This window comes from Hydrogenophaga sp. LT287 (assembly GCF_055702805.1).
Genome location: NZ_JBVPZC010000003.1, coordinates 63,576 through 80,721 on the forward strand (window position 1 = coordinate 63,576; position 17,146 = coordinate 80,721).

At 64.8% G+C, this 17,146-nt stretch carries 14 protein-coding genes and 1 tRNA gene; 8 read left to right on the top strand and 7 right to left on the bottom strand.

The annotated features are described in order from the left end of the window. Positions 1-89 precede the first annotated feature (89 nt). The 4 genes from dnaE to AC0GNR_RS03850 all read right to left on the bottom strand — a co-directional run bounded on the left by dnaE (position 90) and on the right by AC0GNR_RS03850 (position 5,861). Entirely contained in the window at positions 90-3,659 is a 3,570-nt protein-coding gene (gene dnaE / locus AC0GNR_RS03835; RefSeq protein WP_472899681.1) for a DNA polymerase III subunit alpha, read from the bottom strand. 118 nt (positions 3,660-3,777) lie between these two features. After that, entirely contained in the window at positions 3,778-4,479 is a 702-nt protein-coding gene (locus AC0GNR_RS03840; protein ID WP_472899682.1) for a DUF599 domain-containing protein, read from the bottom strand. A 65-nt stretch (positions 4,480-4,544) separates the two neighbouring features. Beyond that, positions 4,545-5,099: a flavodoxin family protein gene (locus tag AC0GNR_RS03845; RefSeq protein ID WP_472899683.1), complete on the bottom strand. Its 555-nt coding sequence runs from the start codon at positions 5,097-5,099 to the stop codon at positions 4,545-4,547. Between the two features lie 60 nt (positions 5,100-5,159). Then, positions 5,160-5,861 (bottom strand): pirin family protein, encoded by a 702-nt coding sequence (locus AC0GNR_RS03850; protein WP_472899684.1) that lies wholly within the window; start codon positions 5,859-5,861, stop codon positions 5,160-5,162. 146 nt (positions 5,862-6,007) lie between these two features. On the opposite strand from AC0GNR_RS03850, the gene AC0GNR_RS03855 reads away from it, so the two are divergent. The 4 genes from AC0GNR_RS03855 (at position 6,008) to trmB (ending at position 10,071) form a co-directional block, all read left to right on the top strand. Beyond that, on the top strand, positions 6,008-6,955 hold the full coding sequence (locus AC0GNR_RS03855; RefSeq protein ID WP_472899685.1) for a LysR family transcriptional regulator: 948 nt from the start codon (positions 6,008-6,010) through the stop codon (positions 6,953-6,955). 79 nt (positions 6,956-7,034) lie between these two features. Next, complete coding sequence (locus tag AC0GNR_RS03860; RefSeq protein WP_472899686.1) at positions 7,035-8,186, top strand: NAD(P)/FAD-dependent oxidoreductase; 1,152 nt, start codon at positions 7,035-7,037, stop codon at positions 8,184-8,186. A gap of 113 nt (positions 8,187-8,299) precedes the next feature. After that, positions 8,300-9,202 carry a tRNA glutamyl-Q(34) synthetase GluQRS gene (gluQRS, locus tag AC0GNR_RS03865; RefSeq protein WP_472899687.1) on the top strand — a complete coding sequence of 301 codons (903 nt, stop codon included), beginning with the start codon at positions 8,300-8,302 and terminating at the stop codon, positions 9,200-9,202. 83 nt (positions 9,203-9,285) lie between these two features. Continuing rightward, positions 9,286-10,071 carry a tRNA (guanosine(46)-N7)-methyltransferase TrmB gene (trmB, locus tag AC0GNR_RS03870; protein ID WP_472899688.1) on the top strand — a complete coding sequence of 262 codons (786 nt, stop codon included), beginning with the start codon at positions 9,286-9,288 and terminating at the stop codon, positions 10,069-10,071. A 24-nt stretch (positions 10,072-10,095) separates the two neighbouring features. On the opposite strand, the gene AC0GNR_RS03875 is transcribed toward trmB, so the two are convergent. Then, on the bottom strand, positions 10,096-10,350 hold the full coding sequence (locus AC0GNR_RS03875; protein WP_472899689.1) for a hypothetical protein: 255 nt from the start codon (positions 10,348-10,350) through the stop codon (positions 10,096-10,098). A 145-nt stretch (positions 10,351-10,495) separates the two neighbouring features. Between AC0GNR_RS03875 and AC0GNR_RS03880 the strand changes: the two genes are divergently transcribed. Next, a complete protein-coding gene (locus AC0GNR_RS03880) occupies positions 10,496-11,434 on the top strand; it encodes a pseudouridine synthase (RefSeq protein ID WP_472899690.1) in 939 nt (312 codons plus the stop codon). 98 nt (positions 11,435-11,532) lie between these two features. Here AC0GNR_RS03880 and alaS read toward each other — a convergent pair whose 3' ends face one another. Then, positions 11,533-14,154: an alanine--tRNA ligase gene (alaS, locus tag AC0GNR_RS03885; protein WP_472899691.1), complete on the bottom strand. Its 2,622-nt coding sequence runs from the start codon at positions 14,152-14,154 to the stop codon at positions 11,533-11,535. Between the two features lie 239 nt (positions 14,155-14,393). Here alaS and AC0GNR_RS03890 point away from each other — a divergent pair, with 239 nt between their 5' ends. Both AC0GNR_RS03890 and AC0GNR_RS03895 read left to right on the top strand, forming a co-directional pair. Continuing rightward, positions 14,394-15,872, top strand: a complete 1,479-nt coding sequence (locus tag AC0GNR_RS03890) for an NAD-dependent succinate-semialdehyde dehydrogenase (protein WP_472899692.1) — start codon at positions 14,394-14,396, stop codon at positions 15,870-15,872. Beyond that, complete coding sequence (locus tag AC0GNR_RS03895; protein WP_472899693.1) at positions 15,869-16,342, top strand: LEA/WHy family protein; 474 nt, start codon at positions 15,869-15,871, stop codon at positions 16,340-16,342. Before AC0GNR_RS03890 ends, AC0GNR_RS03895 begins: the two co-directional genes overlap by 4 nt. Positions 16,343-16,384: 42 nt before the next feature. Here the strand turns inward: AC0GNR_RS03895 and AC0GNR_RS03900 are convergent, their stop codons facing one another. After that, the gene (locus tag AC0GNR_RS03900; protein ID WP_472899694.1) at positions 16,385-16,843 is read right to left on the bottom strand and encodes a glycine zipper 2TM domain-containing protein; all 459 of its coding nucleotides are present in this window, start codon (positions 16,841-16,843) and stop codon (positions 16,385-16,387) included. A gap of 227 nt (positions 16,844-17,070) precedes the next feature. On the opposite strand from AC0GNR_RS03900, the gene AC0GNR_RS03905 reads away from it, so the two are divergent. Further along, positions 17,071-17,144: transfer RNA gene (locus AC0GNR_RS03905), tRNA-Gly, on the top strand. Positions 17,145-17,146 lie beyond the last annotated feature (2 nt).

The window sequence follows — 17,146 nt, forward strand, 5'->3', positions numbered from 1 at the left end:
CGGAACGACAAAACCGGCCGCAGCGTGAACAAGGCCGCAGCACGGCAGCTTTTGGGGGCTGCCAGCCGGCTTGATGTGGCGCGCCAGCGTCAGTCGAACACGATCTCGGCCCGCTGCCCGTGGGCCTGGGCCATCCAGCTGGCCAGCGCGGCGTCGGTGGGGAAAAACAGCGCGCGGTCATCCAGCTGCAGTTCGCACTGCGCACCGCTGCGCTGCAGCGCCAGGCGCACCGGCAGGCCGCGCACCAGTTCACCCTGCTCGGTCACTTCGCGCTTGGGTGGAAATTCGCGCACCAGGGTGTGCACCGCTGGCGCGGTGCCGTTCACCGCCACGCGCAGGTATTTGCCAAAACGGCAGCGGGCCGAAGCCAGGTCCCAGATTTGCTGGATCTTCAGCCGCAGGCCGCCGGAGAAGCGGTCGGGCTGGGCCACGGCCTGCACGATGATGAGCTCGTCGTCTTTGAGCAAGTTGCGGTGCAGGTTGATGAGGTTTTCGTCGGCGCTGATCTCCAGCACCGCGGTTTTGTCGTCCAGCTTGAACAGCGCCAGCTTGCCGCGCTGCCCGTTGATGACGCGGAAGTCGGTCACGATGCCGGCCAGGATCACCGGGTCGCGGCTTTCCGTCACGTCTTCCAGCGCGGTGCGGGCAAAGCGGCGCACCTCGCGCTGCACCTCGTCAAACAGGTGGCCCGAAAAGTAGAAACCCATCGCCGTTTTTTCCAGCGTGAGGCGTTCTTTCACGCCCCAGGGCGTGGTGGCCACCAGCTCGGGCTCTTGGGTGCTGGAGCCGTGGTCGTCACCGGCGCCCATCATGTCAAACAGGCCGCCCTGGTTGGCGTTGGCCACGCTGGCCGCAGCGAAGTCAAAGGCGCGCTCCACCGAGGCCAACACCTCGGCCCGGTTCAGGTGCAGCGAGTCAAACGCGCCGGCCTTGATGAGCGCTTCCACCGTGCGCTTGTTCAGGCGCGAGCGGTCAACCCGGCGGCAAAAGTCAAACAGGCTTTTGAACGGCCCGGCTTCGGCGCCGTTGGGGCCTTCGCCCCGGCCTTCGCGCGCCGCCACGATGGCTTCGATGGCCAGCTGCCCGGTGCCTTTGATGGCGCCCAGGCCGTAGCGGATCGACTTGTCGGTGATGGGCTCGAAGCGGTAAAAACCGCGGTTGACATCGGGCGCCTCAAAGGAGATGCCCATCTTGTGCGCGTCTTCCACCAGCACCTTGAGCTTGTCGGTGTCGTCCATCTCCACCGTCATGTTGGCGCAGAAGAACTCGGCGGTGTAGTGCACCTTGAGCCAGCCCGTGTGGTAGGCCAAGAGCGAGTAAGCAGCGGCGTGCGACTTGTTGAAACCGTAGCCAGCGAACTTCTCCATCAAGTCAAAAATCTCGTCGGCCTTTTCCTGGCTGATGTCGTTTTTGGCTGCGCCGGCACGGAAGATGGCGCGGTGCTCGGCCATTTCTTCGGCCTTTTTCTTGCCCATGGCGCGGCGCAGCATGTCGGCACCGCCCAGCGAATAGCCGCCCAAAATCTGCGCGGTCTGCATCACCTGTTCCTGGTAGACCATGATGCCGTATGTCTCGCTCAGCATGTCGGCCACCAGCGGGTGCGGGTACTCGATCACCTCGCGCCCGTGCTTGCGCGCTACGAAGCTGGGAATCAGGTCCATTGGGCCGGGGCGGTAGAGCGCGTTGAGCGCAATCAGGTCCTCCAAGCGGCTGGGCTTGGCGTCTTTCAGCATGCCCTGCATGCCGCGGCTTTCAAACTGGAACACGGCTTCGGTCTGGCCGCGCGAAAACAGCGCGTAAACGCGTGCATCGTCCAGCGGCACGTTTTCAAAGCAAAAATCTTCCTGGCCCTTGTGGCGCTTGGCGATGAACTCGCGCGCAATCTCCAGAATGGTCAGCGTGGCCAGGCCCAAGAAGTCGAACTTCACCAGGCCCACGGCCTCCACGTCGTCCTTGTCGTACTGGCTCACGGCCGAGTCACTGCCGGGCTGGGCATACAGCGGCGTGAAGTCGGTGAGCTTGCCCGGCGCAATCAGCACACCGCCGGCGTGCATGCCGATGTTGCGCGTCATGCCTTCGAGCTTTTGCGCCAGCTCGATCAGCGTTTTCACGTCATCTTCTTTGCTGATGCGCTCGGCCAGCACCGGCTCCATTTCAATGGCGTAGTTGTTTTTGTCGCCCTCTTTCTTGGGGTTGGGCGGGTACTGCAACGTGACCGACATGCCCGGCTTGTTCGGGATCAGTTTGGAAATACCGTCGCAAAAACCGTAGGAAAAGTCCAGCACCCGGCCCACGTCGCGAATGGCGGCGCGCGCGGCCATGGTGCCAAAGGTGGCGATCTGGCTCACGGCATCTTTGCCGTATTTGTCCTTCACATAGTCGATCACCCGGTCGCGGTTGGTCTGGCAAAAGTCAATATCGAAGTCGGGCATGGACACCCGCTCGGGGTTCAAAAACCGCTCAAACAGCAGGTTGTATTGCAGCGGGTCGAGGTCGGTGATCTTCAGCGCATAAGCCACCAGCGAGCCAGCACCCGAACCCCGGCCCGGGCCCACCGGGCAGCCGTTTTTCTTGGCCCAGTTGATGAAGTCGCCCACGATCAAAAAGTAACCGGGGAAGCCCATGTTCAAGATCGTATTGATCTCGAATTCGAGCCGCGCCACGTAGCGCGGGCGCTCGGCGTCGCGCTTGTCAGCGTCGGGGTACAGGTGCGCCAGGCGCTCTTCCAGGCCCTCAAACGACGACACCCGGAAGAACTCTTCCATCGGCATGGGCACGCCATCGATCAGCGGCGTGGGGAAGTTGGGCAGCTGCGGCTTGCCCAGCACCAGCGTGAGGTTGCAGCGCTTGGCAATTTCCAGCGTGTTGGCCACGGCCGATGGAATGTCGGCGAACAGCGCCACCATTTGCTCGGCGCTCTTGAAATACTGTTCGCGGGTGAAGCGGCGCACGCGCCGGTTGTTGCCCAAAATTTCGCCATCAGAAATGCACACCCGCGCTTCGTGCGACTCGTAGTCGTCCGGCTCGGTGAACTGCACCGGGTGCGTGGCCACCACCGGCAGGTGCAGGCGCGCGGCCAGTTGCACCGCGGCGGTCACGTGGCGCTCGTCGTCCACACGGCCAGCGCGCTGCACTTCAATGTAGAAGCGGTGGGTGAACAACCCCGCCAGCTTCAGCGCCACGTCGGCCGCGCGGTTGGCGTCGCCCTGAATCAGCGCCTGCCCCACCGGGCCGGCCTGCGCGCCCGAAAGCATGAGCAAGCCCCCATTGAGCTCTTCGAGCCATTCGCGCTGCACCAGCGCACCGCCACGGCCGTCGTTGCGCGTCCAGGCGCGGGCCAGCAGCTCGCACAGGTTCAGGTAGCCCTGCTTGTCCTGCACCAGCAGCACCACGCGCGGGGCCGCCGGCTGGTGGCTGCCGGGCATGGCGTTGGGGGTTTCTTCGGTAAAGCCTTGCAGCATCACCTCGGCGCCCAGCAAGGGCTTCACCCCGGCGCCGCGCGCGGCCTTGTAAAACTTGACGGCGCCAAACAGGTTGTTCAGATCGGTGATGGCCAGCGCGGGCTGGCGGTCAGCGGCAGCGGCGGCCACCACATCGTCGATGCGGTTGGTGCCGTCAACGACGGAAAATTCGGTGTGCAGGCGCAGGTGTATGAACATGCGGCCATTTTAGAAGGCCGGGCCTGCCGGGCTGGGCCGCTGTGGTCCCGTTTTTGCCGCCAGGCGACCGGTGGAACCATCGCAAGCGCTGGAGGACGCTCGCAAGCAGCAGCCGGCGTCAGCCCTCGTCTTTCAAAATGTGCAACACCTCGGACCGAAACTCGCGGCTGTACAGAATGGCCACCACGATCAGCGTGGCCAGCACCATGGACAGGGGCGAAATGAACCAGGCCAGTGCAGCGAACGAAAAATAGTAGGCACGCAAGCCGTCGTTGAAGGTTTCGGCGGCTGCGCCCACCATGGCTGCGGCCCGGTCGGCGTAGTGTTTGCGGTCAAATTTGCCCGAATCGAAGTCTTCTGGCGACGGCATGGCGCCAATGACCAAGGCCACGAAGGTGTAGAGCCGCATGCACCAGGAAAAGCGGAAAAAGGCGTACACAAAAATGGCCACCAGCACGAGGATCTTGAACTCGAAAACGATCAGCGTGGTGGTTTGTGCAAACGGAATTTCGCTCATCAGCTCGGTGGCTTTGTCGGTGGTGCCCAGCAGCGCAAACAAGCCACCAATGACCAGGATGGAGGTGGACGAAAAAAACGACGGCGTGTGCGACAGCGTTTGCGTGATGAGACCGTCGAGCATGCGCGGGTCGCGCGCAGTGGCCTGCGCCATCCAGTAGCCGCGGTAGCGGTTGGTGGTCTGGATCAGCGAGCCCTTTTTGCGGCCCCACACCCCGGCAAACAGCGCGTAGCCGGTCCACAACGCGAAAAAGCAGACCAGCGCCAGCCAGTCTGCCCAGGGAATGAGGCTGAAAATGTTCATGCGGCGGATGTTACTGCGCCGCTGGCACATGGCGGGGGACATGCGGGCCCCGCGCCACGGCCGGATCAGCTTTTGAACCGGGCTGCGGTGGCGGCCACGCGCTCGCCAAACAGGCGGGCGGTTTCCAGGTCGCCGGGCAGCATTTCGTTGGCGCCCGCGTCTGAGGGGCTTTGGGCCATGGCGCCGGTGAAGGAACCGACATAGTTCACATCGTTGCGCTGGGCAGCTTTGCTGTTGCTGGGCATCAGGCCGGTGCCCACCCAAATGCCGCTGTGCTGCATGGCCAGGGTAAACAGGTAGTGCAGCGTGGAGTGCTTATCGCCGTTCATGGTGGCGCTGTTGGTGAAGCCGGCAAACACCTTGTCTTTCCATTGCTGGCTGAACCAGGGCTTGCTGGACGCGTCGGCAAACTTTTTGAACTGCCAGCTCACGGTGCCCATGTAGGTGGGCGAGCCCATGATGATCGCGTCGGCCGCATTCAGCGCTTCCCAGCCGCCTTCGGGCAGGTTGCCGTCCGCGTCAATCGCCAGCAACTCGGCGTTGGCGCCGTCCGCCACCGACTGCGCCATGCGCTGGGTATGGCCATAGCCGGAATGAAAAACCACAACCACTTTTGTCATTGGGAAAACTCCTGGGTAAAGGCGCCGAGGCGCGGGAATGGACAGAGGAAAAGGGAAGAATCAGGCGGCCAGGTCAAACACCAGCACTTCGGCGTCGTCTCCCTGAGCCAGGGTGAGCACGCTTTCACCACCCAGCACTGCGGCGTCACCACCCTGCAGGCGCTCGCCGTTGACCAGCAGTGAGCCGCGCACCAGGTGCACGTAGGCCTTGCGCGTTGGATTCAGGCTCAGTTCTGCGGTCTCTGCACCGTCCAGCAGCCCAGCGTACAGCGACGCATCTGCGTTGATGTGCACAGAGCCCTGCGCCCCGCCGTTGGAGGCCACCAACCGGAGCTGGCCCCGTTTTTCGTCGTCGGCAAAGCTCTTTTGCTCGTAGCCGGGGTCGATACCGGTCACGTTGGGCTCGATCCAGATCTGCAAAAAGTGCGTTGTCTGGTCGGGCGCATGGTTGAACTCGCTGTGGCGCACACCGCTGCCCGCGCTCATGCGCTGCACATCGCCCGGCGGGATGCCTTTGACGTTGCCCATGCTGTCTTTGTGCGCCAAGTTGCCCTGCAGCACATAGCTGATGATTTCCATGTCGCGGTGGCCGTGGGTGCCGAAGCCGGTGCCTGGCGCAATGCGGTCCTCGTTGATCACGCGCAGGTTGCCCCAACCCATCCAGGCCGGGTCAAAGTACTCGGCAAAAGAAAAAGAGTGAAAGCTTTTGAGCCAACCGTGGTCGGCAAAGCCGCGGGCTTCAGAGCGTCGAATTTGCATCATCGGAGGGTCCTTTTCGTCGGGTTTGGGCCTCAACCGCGGGGGTTGTGCGCCGGAATGCCTTCATTGTCGGCAGCGCACACGGCGTTTGGTTTGCACGGTTTTGATGGCATCATTCAATTCAATTGAACACTTAACCGCTTTACACCATGGCCTCTCACACGCCGCGTGCCGCACTGTCGCCCGAAAACCTGGGCTTGCTGGAGGCCGTGGCGCGGCTCGGCAGCATGGCCGCTGCCGCCCGCGAACTGGGCATGGTGCCCAGCGCCCTGACTTACCGCATCCGCCAGATTGAAGACGCGCTGGACGTGTTGCTGTTTGACCGCAGCGCGCGCCGCGCCCAGCTCACGCCCGCGGGGGCCGAGTTGCTGCGCTCGGGCCAGTACCTGCTGAACGAACTGGACGCCGTGGCCCAACGTGTCAAGCGCGTGGCCACCGGCTGGGAACCGCAAATCACCATTGCGGCCGACGCCATCATTGCCCGCGCCACGCTGTTTGAACTGTGTGAGGCTTTTTACGCCGAGGCCGCGCCGACCCGCCTGAAACTGCGTGCCGAAACGCTTTCAGGCACCCTGGAAGCCTTGCAAAGCGGCCAGGCCGACCTGGCGCTGGGCGTGCCCGGCGAGCTGGCCCAGACCGACATTCAAACCGCCCCCCTGGGTTCGCTGGACTTTGTGTTTGCGGTGGCGCCCCACCACCCGCTGGCCAAGGCCAGCCACACCCTGTGCGACGAGGAGCTGCGCGGGCACCGCGCGGTGGCCGTGGCCGACAGCACGCAGCGGGGCAGCGGCATCACGCACAACCTGCAGCCCGGCCAGGACGTGCTCACCGTGCCCACCATGCAGCACAAACTGGAAGCGCAACTGCGCGGCCTGGGCGCGGGCTTTTTGCCGCTGCCGCTCGCGCTGCCGTTCATCAACGCCGGGCGGTTGGTGGTGAAAGCGGTGCAGCGGCCCAACCGCGTCATTCACCTGGCCTACGCCTGGCGCCAGCCCCGCACCGCAGGCGACACCGGCCGCGCGCTGCGCTGGTGGCTGGAGCGGCTGCAACACCCCACCACCCGGGCCGCCCTGCTCAACAACCACCACCAGATTTGATGCAACCCGGCTTCATGGCAGCAAACAGGCTGCTACAGTCAACTTCGAGACCACCCCAAAACCCAACGCGCCAAGAGACATGACCACAGCCAAAAAAACCCGCGCCCCAGCCTTGTCCAAAAGCAAACCCGCCAGCAAAACAGCGCCGAATAAGGCCACAAAATCCGCGCCAGCCCAGCTGCATTTCGCGGTGGTAGGTGCCGGCATGGCGGGTGTGGCCTGCGCCCGCACGCTGGTGCAGGCGGGTCACCGCGTCACCCTGTTTGAAAAGAGCCGCGGACTGGGCGGACGCATGTCCACCCGCCAAACCGAGTTTGGCGGTTTTGACCACGGTACCCAGTATTTCACCGTGCGCGACAAGCGCTTTGCAAAAGCCCTGCTCACCGCACAGACGGTGGTGCGACCCTGGAGCGCCAACACCGTGCGCGTGCTCGACGACAAAGGCCGTGTGCTGGCCAGCGCGCCCCCACCCACCGAACCCCACTTTGTGGCCAAGCCCGGCATGAACGCACTGGTGAAATACTGGGCCGAGCCACTGGTGCAACCCGAATTGCACGGCCACCTGGCCGCCAGCACCCTCACCGGCACGCGCGTGACCCACATCGAACGCGATGCCCTGCACCCCCAACAATGGCAGCTGCGCGTTGAAGACACCGACGGCGGCCTGCATGTGCACGGCGGTTTTGACCGCATCGTGCTGGCCATGCCGCACCTGCAAACGCACGACCTGCTCCTGGCCTCGGGCCACTCACCCGAGCTGCGCCACGAACTCGATGCCGTGCAGGTTGCACCCTGCTGGACGCTGATGGTGGCCTACCCCAACGCCATGCAGCCGGGCCTGCCGCACCTGGGGCCGCAGTGGAATGCCGCCCGCAGCGTGCACCACCGCATCAGCTGGCTGGCGCGCGAGAGCAGCAAACCGGGCCGCGGCCCCATTGAGCGCTGGACCGTGCAGGCCAGCCCCGCCTGGTCGGTCAAACACCTGGAAGACGACGCCGAGCGCGTCAAGGCCAAGCTGCTCAAGGGCTTCGCCGAAATCACCGGCATTCGCGCCACACCCACCCATGCCGAGGTGCACCGCTGGCGCTTCGCCCAAACCCAGCAACCGCTGGGCCGCCCGTTCATCTACGACAAAGCGCTGGGCATAGGCCTGTGCGGAGACTGGTGCCTGGGCCACCGGGTGGAAGACGCGTTTGTGTCTGGCCTTGAGCTGGCGCTGGCGATGGTGTGAAGTAGCCCCCCTGCGTCGCTTCGCGCCTTCCCCCCAGGGGGACCACGCTGGCGACCGGGCGAAGCCCGATCCGCGGCGTGCGCTGACACAGACACGCGCTCCGGAGACCTGGTTTGTCGACATCAACTTGTTACCGGGGGCGCTTCGCCCCCTCCCCCACCGGCCCGCTGCACGCGGGCTCGCTGGTGGCGGCCCTCGCCAGCTGGCTGGATGCGCGCGCGCACGGCGGCACCTGGCTGGTGCGCATCGAAGACGTGGACACACCTCGCTGCGTGCCCGGCGCGAGCGAAAGCATCCTGCAGCAGCTCGCCACGTGCGGCCTGGTCAGCGACGAGCCTGTGGTGTGGCAGTCGCAACGCGGCGCACGCTACCAACAGGCGTTGGACCAACTCATCGCCAGCGGCCACGCCTACCCCTGCGGCTGTTCGCGCAAAGACATTGAAGCAGCTTTGCAAAGCCAGGGGCTGAGCCGAGAGCGCCACCAGGCCGCCGTCTACCCCGGCACCTGCCGGCCCGAGCGCGGAGGCTTGCAGGGCAAACCAGCCCGTGCCTGGCGTTTTGCCCTGGACCTGGCCCGCGCCGACGTGCGCTGGGTCGACCGGCGACTGGGCCCCCAAGTACAAAACGTGGCCACCGCTGTCGGCGACTTTGTGCTGAAACGCGCCGATGGCCTGTGGGCCTACCAGCTTGCCGTGGTGGTGGACGACGCCGCGCAGGGCATCACGCATGTGGTGCGCGGCGAAGACCTGGCCCACAACACCCCGCGCCAAATCTTGTTGCAGCGGGCGCTGGCCGTGCCCACGCCCGCCCACCTGCACACGCCCCTGGTGCTGGGCGCCAACGGCGAAAAGCTCAGCAAACAAAACGGCGCACAGGCGCTGGACCTGAGCGACCCGCTGGCCGCGCTGAACCAGGCCGCAGCAAGCCTGGCCTTGCCTGTGGCCGCCCGGAGCCTGTCCGAAGCGCTCGCACTGTGGAAGCAGGCCTGGCCCTACCGCAGCGCTGCCAGGGGCTGATGACTGGGCACCCGCCACCAAGCCGCCCCACCCCGGCGCCTACAATCGGCCACCCCACCCAGCCCCGATTTTTCTGCCCAGTCATGACCTCAGAACCACAGCCCAGCCCAAGCGACACGGACACCCAAACCGCCGCACCCGACACCGCCACGGCAAAGGTGAAGAAGCCCCTGCCCGAAGGTGTGCCGTTCATGCGCGTCATCAAAAGCTACGTGTTGCGCGCTGGGCGCACCGGCCCGGGGCAGCAACGCGCCTACGAGCAGTTCGGCCCACGCTTTTTGCGGAACTACGCGCCCGCCCCGCTGGACGTGGCCGCGGCTTTTGGCCGCACCGCGCCCGTGGTGATGGAAATTGGCTTTGGCATGGGCGGCGCCACGGCGCAGATTGCCCAAGCCCGCCCGCAAGACAACTTCATTTGCTGCGAAGTACACGAACCCGGCGTGGGTGCGCTGCTCAAGCTCTGCGGTGAAGGCGGTCTTGAAAACATCCGGATCTTCCGCCACGACGCGGTGGAAGTGCTCGACCACATGCTGCCCGAAGGCAGCCTGGACGGGGTGCATGTGTTCTTCCCCGACCCCTGGCACAAGACCAAACACAACAAGCGCCGGCTGATCCAGACGCCGTTTGTGAACCGCCTGGCGCGCCACCTCAAACCCGGCGGCTACATCCACCTGGCGACCGACTGGGAACCCTATGCCCAGCAAATGCTGGAGGTGCTGAGCGCCGAGCCGCTGTTGCAAAACACCGCCACCGACCCGGCGTTGGGTGGCTACGTGCCCAAGCCCGATTACCGCCCGCTCACCAAATTTGAAAACCGCGGCCTGAAACTCGGCCACGGGGTGTGGGATCTGGTGTTCAAGCGGGTCTGAAGCTGCCCCCCGGGGGGCTGGCACTCATTCGGCGGGTGTGTCGCTGCCCAGCACCACATCGGCGGTCTTGCCAATGACCTTGCCGCCGATCTTGGCGGTGCCCACCGCAGCGTCCACAGCCAACCCGCCCACACCGACCACGGCAGAGGCGGCCAGATCGGCCACCGCGATCACCGCACAGCCACTCAGGGCCAGACTGCTCAACACCAGTGCGGCAAGCGCCAAGGCCCGACGCGGCTGGGCAGACAATCGGGTGCAGGGCGTGGCGGTTGGTTTCAAAGCGGCTTTCAAAGCGGGTCCTGTCGGCATGTCAATGCAGCGCCGGCCCAATTGCCCGCGCGAAGCGGCCGAGAATACCCGTTTTGCCCCGCCACGGCGTCACCACACGTTTCACACGCTCTCAACGGTTACCGGCTTCGTTCCTATGTCACGCTCCACCCGCCACCCGCAGATTCCCGCCCGACAGGGCGTGTCGGCCAGTTGCGTGGCGCTGCCCGCCATGCCACCGGGGGCAATGCCCTGGGCCAACACGCTGGACTTTCTGGACCAACGGCTGCCCAAGGTGGGGCGAGCCGTATGGGCCGCCCGGCTGGCCAACGGCGATGTGCTGGATGAAAGCGCCCACCCCATCGCGCCCGATACGCCCTACCGGGGCGGCACGCGGCTTTTTTACTACCGCGACGTGCCCGACGAGGTGGTCGTGCCATTTGAAGCGTCGGTGATTTACCAGGACGCGCATCTGGTGGTGGCCGACAAGCCGCACTTCTTGCCCGTGACACCAGGCGGGCACTTTCTGCAGCAAACCCTGCTGGTGCGCCTGCAACGCAAGCTGGGGTTGCCGCAGTTGGCACCGCTGCACCGCATCGACCGCGAAACCGCTGGGCTGGTGCTGTTTGCGGTGAACCCGGACGAACGTGGCGCCTACCACACGCTCTTCAGCGGGCGAACCATGCACAAAACCTATGAAGCCATTGCACCGGCCACCGACGCCCTGACATGGCCGCACACGCGCTGCAGCCGCATCGTGGAGCATCCGACCGATTTTTTTCGCATGAACGAGGTGGCCGGCGAATCGAACAGCGAGACAGGCATCGATGTGCTGGAGCGGTGCGGTGACTGGGCGCGCTATGCGCTGAAACCCGTGAGCGGCAAGCGCCACCAGTTGCGGGTGCACATGAACGCACTGGGTCTGCCCATCGTGGGCGACCAGCTGTACCCGGACGTGCTGCACGCGCCCGACGATGTGGAAGATTTTTCAGCGCCACTGCGCCTGCTGGCCAAGGGCATGGCTTTTACCGACCCGGTGACTGGCGAGGCGCGGCGGTTTGAAAGCGGGCTGAGCCTGCACTGGCCCAGCCCGTAGCCGAGCCAACGCATATGCCAGGTGCCCGCGGATCCGGCACCGCCGGTCCGCCAGGCACGCCCCCCTGGGGGGGTAACGCCGCAGGCGGCGCGGGGAGGTTACAGCCTCTCAGCCACCCAGGACTGCACAGAAGCCAGCGCCTTGGGCAGATTGGCTGCATCGGTGCCGCCGGCCATGGCCATGTCGGGCTTGCCGCCACCTTTGCCGCCCACCTGTTGGGCCACAAAGTTCACCAGCTCGCCGGCTTTCACCTTGGCCATCACGTCGGCCGTCACACCCGCTGCGATCTGCACTTTGGCACCGTCCACCGCAGCCAGCACGATGGCTGCCGACTTGAGCTTGTCTTTCAGCTTGTCCATAGTTTCGCGCAGGGCCTTGGCGTCGGCCCCGGCCAGCACCGCCGCCAGCACCTTGATGCCATGGACGTCCACGGCCTGGTTCACCAGCTCATCGCCCTGGGCAGAAGCCAGACGGCTCTTGAGCGCGTTCATTTCTTTTTCCAGATCGCGCATCTGGTCCAGCAGCGCACCCACGCGCGCCGGCACTTCGCCTGGCGTGACCTTGAGCGTGCCGGCCACACCGCCCAGCGTCGCTTCCATGCCTTGCACATAGTTCAGCGCGTTCAGGCCCGTCACCGCTTCCACGCGCCGCACGCCAGCGGCCACACCACCTTCGGCGGTGATGGTGAAGAAGCCAATGTCACCCGTGGCACTCACGTGCGTGCCGCCGCACAGTTCGCGGCTGGAGCCGATGTCAAGCACGCGAACGGTTTCGCCGTACTTCTCGCCAAACAGCATCATGGCGCCGGTTTTTTGCGCTGACTCGATGTCCATCACACGCGCCTGCGTGGCCGCGTTGGCCACGATCTCGGCGTTCACGCGCTGCTCGATGTCGCGAATCTGCGCGTCCGTCACCGGGGCGTTGTGGGTGAAGTCAAAACGCGTCTTGTCGGCATCCACCAAACTGCCCTTTTGCTGCACATGGGTGCCCAGCACCTCGCGCAGCGCCTTGTGCATCAGGTGCGTCACCGAGTGGTTGCGCATGGTGGCTGCGCGCTGCGCCAGGTTGACGCTGGCGTTCACCGTGTCGCCCACGGCGAGCGTGCCCTGTGCCATCTCACCGTGGTGACCAAACACATCCGACTTGATCTTCTGCGTGTCGCCCACGGCAAACGTGGCAGAGCCGCTGGTGATCACACCCTCGTCGCCCACCTGGCCGCCGCTCTCGGCGTAAAACGGCGTGGTGTCCAGCACCACAACGCCCTGCTGACCGGCCTTGAGTTCGGCCACGGGCGTGCCGTCCAGGTACAGCGCCACCACCTTGGCCGGGGCTTCGAGCTTCTCGTAGCCCACGAAGGTGTTGCCCGCACCGGTGTACTCCAGCGCCTTGTCCATCTTGAACTTGCCCGCCGCACGGCCCTTGGCCTTCTGCGCTTCCATGGCGGCATGGAAGCCGGCTTCGTCCACCGTCAGACCGCGCTCGCGGCACACGTCGCCCGACAAATCGAGTGGAAAGCCGTAGGTGTCGTGCAGCTTGAAAGCCACGTCGCCCGGCAGCACTTTGGCGTCGCCCGCCAGAGCCGCATCCAAAATTTCCATGCCGTTGGCCAGCGTTTCGTAAAAGCGCTCTTCTTCAGCTTTCAGCACCTCGGTGATGCGCTGCGCCTGATTCGCCATGTTCGGGTAGGCCTCGCCCATCACCGCCACCAGATCGGGCACCAGCTTGTGGAAAAACGGCGTCTTCTGGCCCAGCTTGTAGCCGTGTCGGATGGCACGGCGCACGATGCGGCGCTGCACATAGCCACGGCCTTCGTTCGACGGAATCACGCCGTCGCTGATCAGGAACGACGTGGCGCGGATGTGGTCAGCGATCACCTTGAGCGACGGGTTCGAGAGGTCGGCGGTGCCGGTCTCGCGGCCGGCGGCTTTGATCAGCGCTTCAAAAATGTCGATCTCGTAGTTGCTGTGCACGTGCTGAAGGATGGCAGCCAGGCGCTCCAAGCCCATGCCGGTGTCCACGCAAGGCGCGGGCAGCGGCGTCACGGCGCCGGTCTCGTCCATGTTGAACTGCATGAACACGTTGTTCCAGATTTCGATGAAACGGTCGCCGTCTTCGTCCGGGCTGCCCGGAGGGCCGCCAGGAATGTGGTCGCCGTGGTCGTAAAAAATCTCGCTGCACGGGCCGCACGGGCCGGTGTCGGCCATCATCCAGAAGTTGTCGCTCTTGTAGCGGCCACCCTTGTTGTCACCAATGCGGATCACACGCTCGGGTGGCAGGCCAATTTCCTTGGTCCAGATGTCGTAGGCCTCGTCGTCCTCTTCGTACACCGTGGCCAGCAGTTTTTCCTTGGGCAGCTTGTACACCTCGGTCAGCAGCTCCCAGGCCCACTTCAGCGATTCGCGCTTGAAATAGTCGCCAAACGACCAGTTGCCCAGCATTTCAAAGAAGGTGTGGTGGCGCGCGGTGTAGCCCACGTTTTCCAGGTCGTTGTGTTTGCCGCCAGCGCGCAGGCAGGCCTGGACGGACGCGGCGCGCACGTAATTGCGCTTGTCGGTGCCCAGGAACACGTCCTTGAACTGGACCATGCCCGAGTTGGTGAACATGAGCGTGGGGTCGTTGCCCGGCACCAGCGGGCTGGACGCCACCACGGTGTGGCCCTTGGAGGCGAAGAAGTCCAGAAAGGTCTTGCGGATGTCGGCGACGGAGGCTGGGCTGTTCATGGTGGCCTTGTGGGGTTTCAGTTGCGACGGATGGCGTGGCGCTCACTGCGCCAAACCTTGTATTTTCCAACACTTCTGAGGCACGGCTCTGGCGACCTCCATTTGGCTTGCATCGGCCACTTTGGTACCCACGGACAAGTCACCGGCGGCACTGGCGGGCGGGCGTCAAAAGACTATGCTTGTGGGTTACTGAAAGGCCAACCGCCCGCCACCCTTTGCCGAACAATCGGAGACACCCCATGGACATGAAGACCTCCCCCCTGGCCCTGCTGAAGGACCCGACCCTGCTGAAGACCGACGCGCTGATCAACGGCGAGTGGGTGAAGGGCAGCAGCCGTTTTGACGTGATCGACCCCGCCACCGGCCAAAAACTGGCCGACGTGGCCAACCTCGGCCCTGCCGAAGCCGAAAAGGCGATTGCCGCGGCCAACGCCGCCTGGGCCGGCTGGAAGGGCAAAACCGCCAAAGAGCGCAGCATCATCCTGCGCAAGTGGTACGACCTGCTGATGGCCAACCAGGACGACCTCGGCCGCATCATGACCGCCGAGCAGGGCAAGCCGCTGCCCGAGGCCAAGGGCGAAGTGGCCTACGGCGCCAGCTTCGTCGAGTGGTTTGCCGAAGAAGCCAAGCGCGTCAACGGTGAGACGCTGCCGCAGTTCGACAACAACCGCCGCCTGATGGTGCTCAAGCAGCCCATCGGCGTGTGCGCCGCCATCACGCCCTGGAACTTCCCGCTCGCCATGATCACGCGCAAGGTCGCACCCGCGCTGGCCGCCGGCTGCCCGGTCATCATCAAGCCGGCCGAGCTGACACCGCTGACGGCGCTGGCCGCTGCCGAGCTGGCTATTCGCGCCGGCATTCCGGCCGGTGTACTCAACATAATCACGGCCGACGCCGACAACTCCATTGCCGTGGGCAAGGTGATTTGCGCCAGCGACGTGGTGCGCCACATCAGCTTCACCGGCTCCACCGAAGTCGGCCGCATTTTGATGGCACAAAGCGCGCCCACGGTCAAAAAAATGTCGCTGGAACTCGGCGGCAACGCGCCCTTTATCGTGTTCAACGACGCCGACATCGACTCTGCCGTGGAAGGCGCTTTTGCCAGCAAATACCGCAACGCCGGCCAAACCTGCGTGTGCTCCAACCGCCTGTATGTGCAGAGCGGCGTGTACGACGAGTTCGTCAACAAGTTCGCCGCCAAGGTGAAAACGGCCAAGGTCGGCAACGGCTTTGAAGACGGTGTGAACCAAGGCCCGCTGATTGAAGAAGCCGCGCTGGTAAAGGTGCAGCGCCATGTGGACGACGCCGTAGCCAAGGGCGCTCGCGTGGTGGCTGGCGGCAAGCGCCTGGCGGGCCAGTTTTTTGAGCCCACCGTGGTGGCCGACGCCACCGCCGACATGCTGTGCGCCAAGGAAGAAACCTTTGGCCCGTTCGCCCCCATCTTCAAGTTCGAGACCGAGCAAGAAGCCGTGGACGCTGCCAACAATACCGAGTTTGGCCTGGCCAGCTACTTTTACAGCCGCGACATCGGCCGCATCTACCGCGTGGCCGAAGCACTGGAATACGGCATGGTCGGCATCAACGTGGGTATTTTGGCCACCGAACACGTGCCGTTTGGCGGCGTGAAGCAGTCGGGCCTGGGCCGCGAAGGTTCGCACCACGGCATGGACGACTATGTGGAGATCAAGTACCTCTGCCTCGGCGACATCTTGAAATGAACAGCTTGCCCAGCGCAACCCACAGCCGGCGCTCGTGGCTGGTGCTCGCACTGGCCGCTAGCCTGAACGCCTGCGCCAGCCTGGCCCCTGGCGACCCACCGCGTGTCGATGTGGTGGGCGTCGAGCCCCTGGCGGGACAAGGCATGGAAGTACGCCTGCTGGTGAAGCTGCGCGTGATCAACCCCAACGACAGCGCCATCGACTACGACGGCCTGTTTGTGGAAATAGACGTGCGCGGCAAGTCGTTTGCCAGCGGCGTGAGCAACGCACGGGGGACCGTGCCGCGCTTTGGTGAAGCCCTGTTGACCGTGCCCGTCACCGTGCCCGCTCTGGCCATGCTGCGCCAAGCCCTGGGCATGGCGCAAGGCGACCGCTCGCCCATCACCTACGCCATCAACGGCAAACTGTCTGGGCTGCAGTGGCGCAGCCTGCGTTTCAGCTCAACGGGCGAGTTCAAACTGCCCGAATAAGCCGCCTGAGCGAGCCGCCCGGCCAACCAGGGCCAAGCGCCATCAATTCACCGCTTTCCAGCTGCCATCGGGCTGGCGGCAGGCGGTGCCGTACACCGTCTCGGTCTTGCCACCAATCAACGCCCGCACCGTGTATTCGCGGCAAGGGCCGGTGGCGGTGTCGTAGGTGCGCGTGGGCACCACCACATACTGGTTGCGCGTGTCAGGGTTCACCCAGCTCGACGGCACATCGGTGCGCACCGTCTCCAGCGCGTGTGCGGTCTTGAGGCGATCGGTAGCGTCCATCGACCGCCCGATGTTGCCGCCAATGCTGGCACCAATCACCGTGCCCACAATAGTGGCCGCCGTGCGGCCTGAGCCCTGCCCCACCTGCGCCCCCAGCAGGCCGCCCAAAATGCCGCCCACCACCATGCCGCTCTGCTCCTGGGCGGCCGGCGCCGCGCAACCCGCCAGCAACACCACCACCAACGAACCTGCACACACCTTTTTAAAGCCTTGCATCTAAAACTCCCGAAATTGAAAAAAGCCACCATTCGGCGGGCAAGCCAACGGGGATGCAGGTCTGCAGCCACCTCAACAGCAGCCCACAGCCCAACCCCGTCACCAGCACCCACCAGCCTCGTAAAAAGTGTAGGCAGCCTGCGCCGGCAGCCATTGAGCGCACGCAACGCGCAACCGCATGCAACCCACAGAGGCCGGTAGCGCGCTCGGGTATGATTCGGCCCACCGCGGGTGTAGCTCAATGGCAGAGCTGTTGCTTCCCAAGCAACTGACGAGGGTTCGATTCCCTTCACCCGCTCCATT

Bases quoted from the DNA above. Each gene is read 5' to 3' on its own strand.
- dnaE (WP_472899681.1), bottom strand. From the start codon at position 3,659: ATGTTCATACACCTGCGCCTGCACACCGAATTTTCCGTCGTTGACGGC.
- AC0GNR_RS03840 (WP_472899682.1), bottom strand. From the start codon at position 4,479: ATGAACATTTTCAGCCTCATTCCCTGGGCAGACTGGCTGGCGCTGGTC.
- AC0GNR_RS03845 (WP_472899683.1), bottom strand. From the start codon at position 5,099: ATGACAAAAGTGGTTGTGGTTTTTCATTCCGGCTATGGCCATACCCAG.
- AC0GNR_RS03850 (WP_472899684.1), bottom strand. From the start codon at position 5,861: ATGATGCAAATTCGACGCTCTGAAGCCCGCGGCTTTGCCGACCACGGT.
- AC0GNR_RS03855 (WP_472899685.1), top strand. From the start codon at position 6,008: ATGGCCTCTCACACGCCGCGTGCCGCACTGTCGCCCGAAAACCTGGGC.
- AC0GNR_RS03860 (WP_472899686.1), top strand. From the start codon at position 7,035: ATGACCACAGCCAAAAAAACCCGCGCCCCAGCCTTGTCCAAAAGCAAA.
- trmB (WP_472899688.1), top strand. From the start codon at position 9,286: ATGACCTCAGAACCACAGCCCAGCCCAAGCGACACGGACACCCAAACC.
- AC0GNR_RS03880 (WP_472899690.1), top strand. From the start codon at position 10,496: ATGTCACGCTCCACCCGCCACCCGCAGATTCCCGCCCGACAGGGCGTG.
- alaS (WP_472899691.1), bottom strand. From the start codon at position 14,154: ATGAACAGCCCAGCCTCCGTCGCCGACATCCGCAAGACCTTTCTGGAC.
- AC0GNR_RS03890 (WP_472899692.1), top strand. From the start codon at position 14,394: ATGGACATGAAGACCTCCCCCCTGGCCCTGCTGAAGGACCCGACCCTG.
- AC0GNR_RS03895 (WP_472899693.1), top strand. From the start codon at position 15,869: ATGAACAGCTTGCCCAGCGCAACCCACAGCCGGCGCTCGTGGCTGGTG.
- AC0GNR_RS03900 (WP_472899694.1), bottom strand. From the start codon at position 16,843: ATGCAAGGCTTTAAAAAGGTGTGTGCAGGTTCGTTGGTGGTGGTGTTG.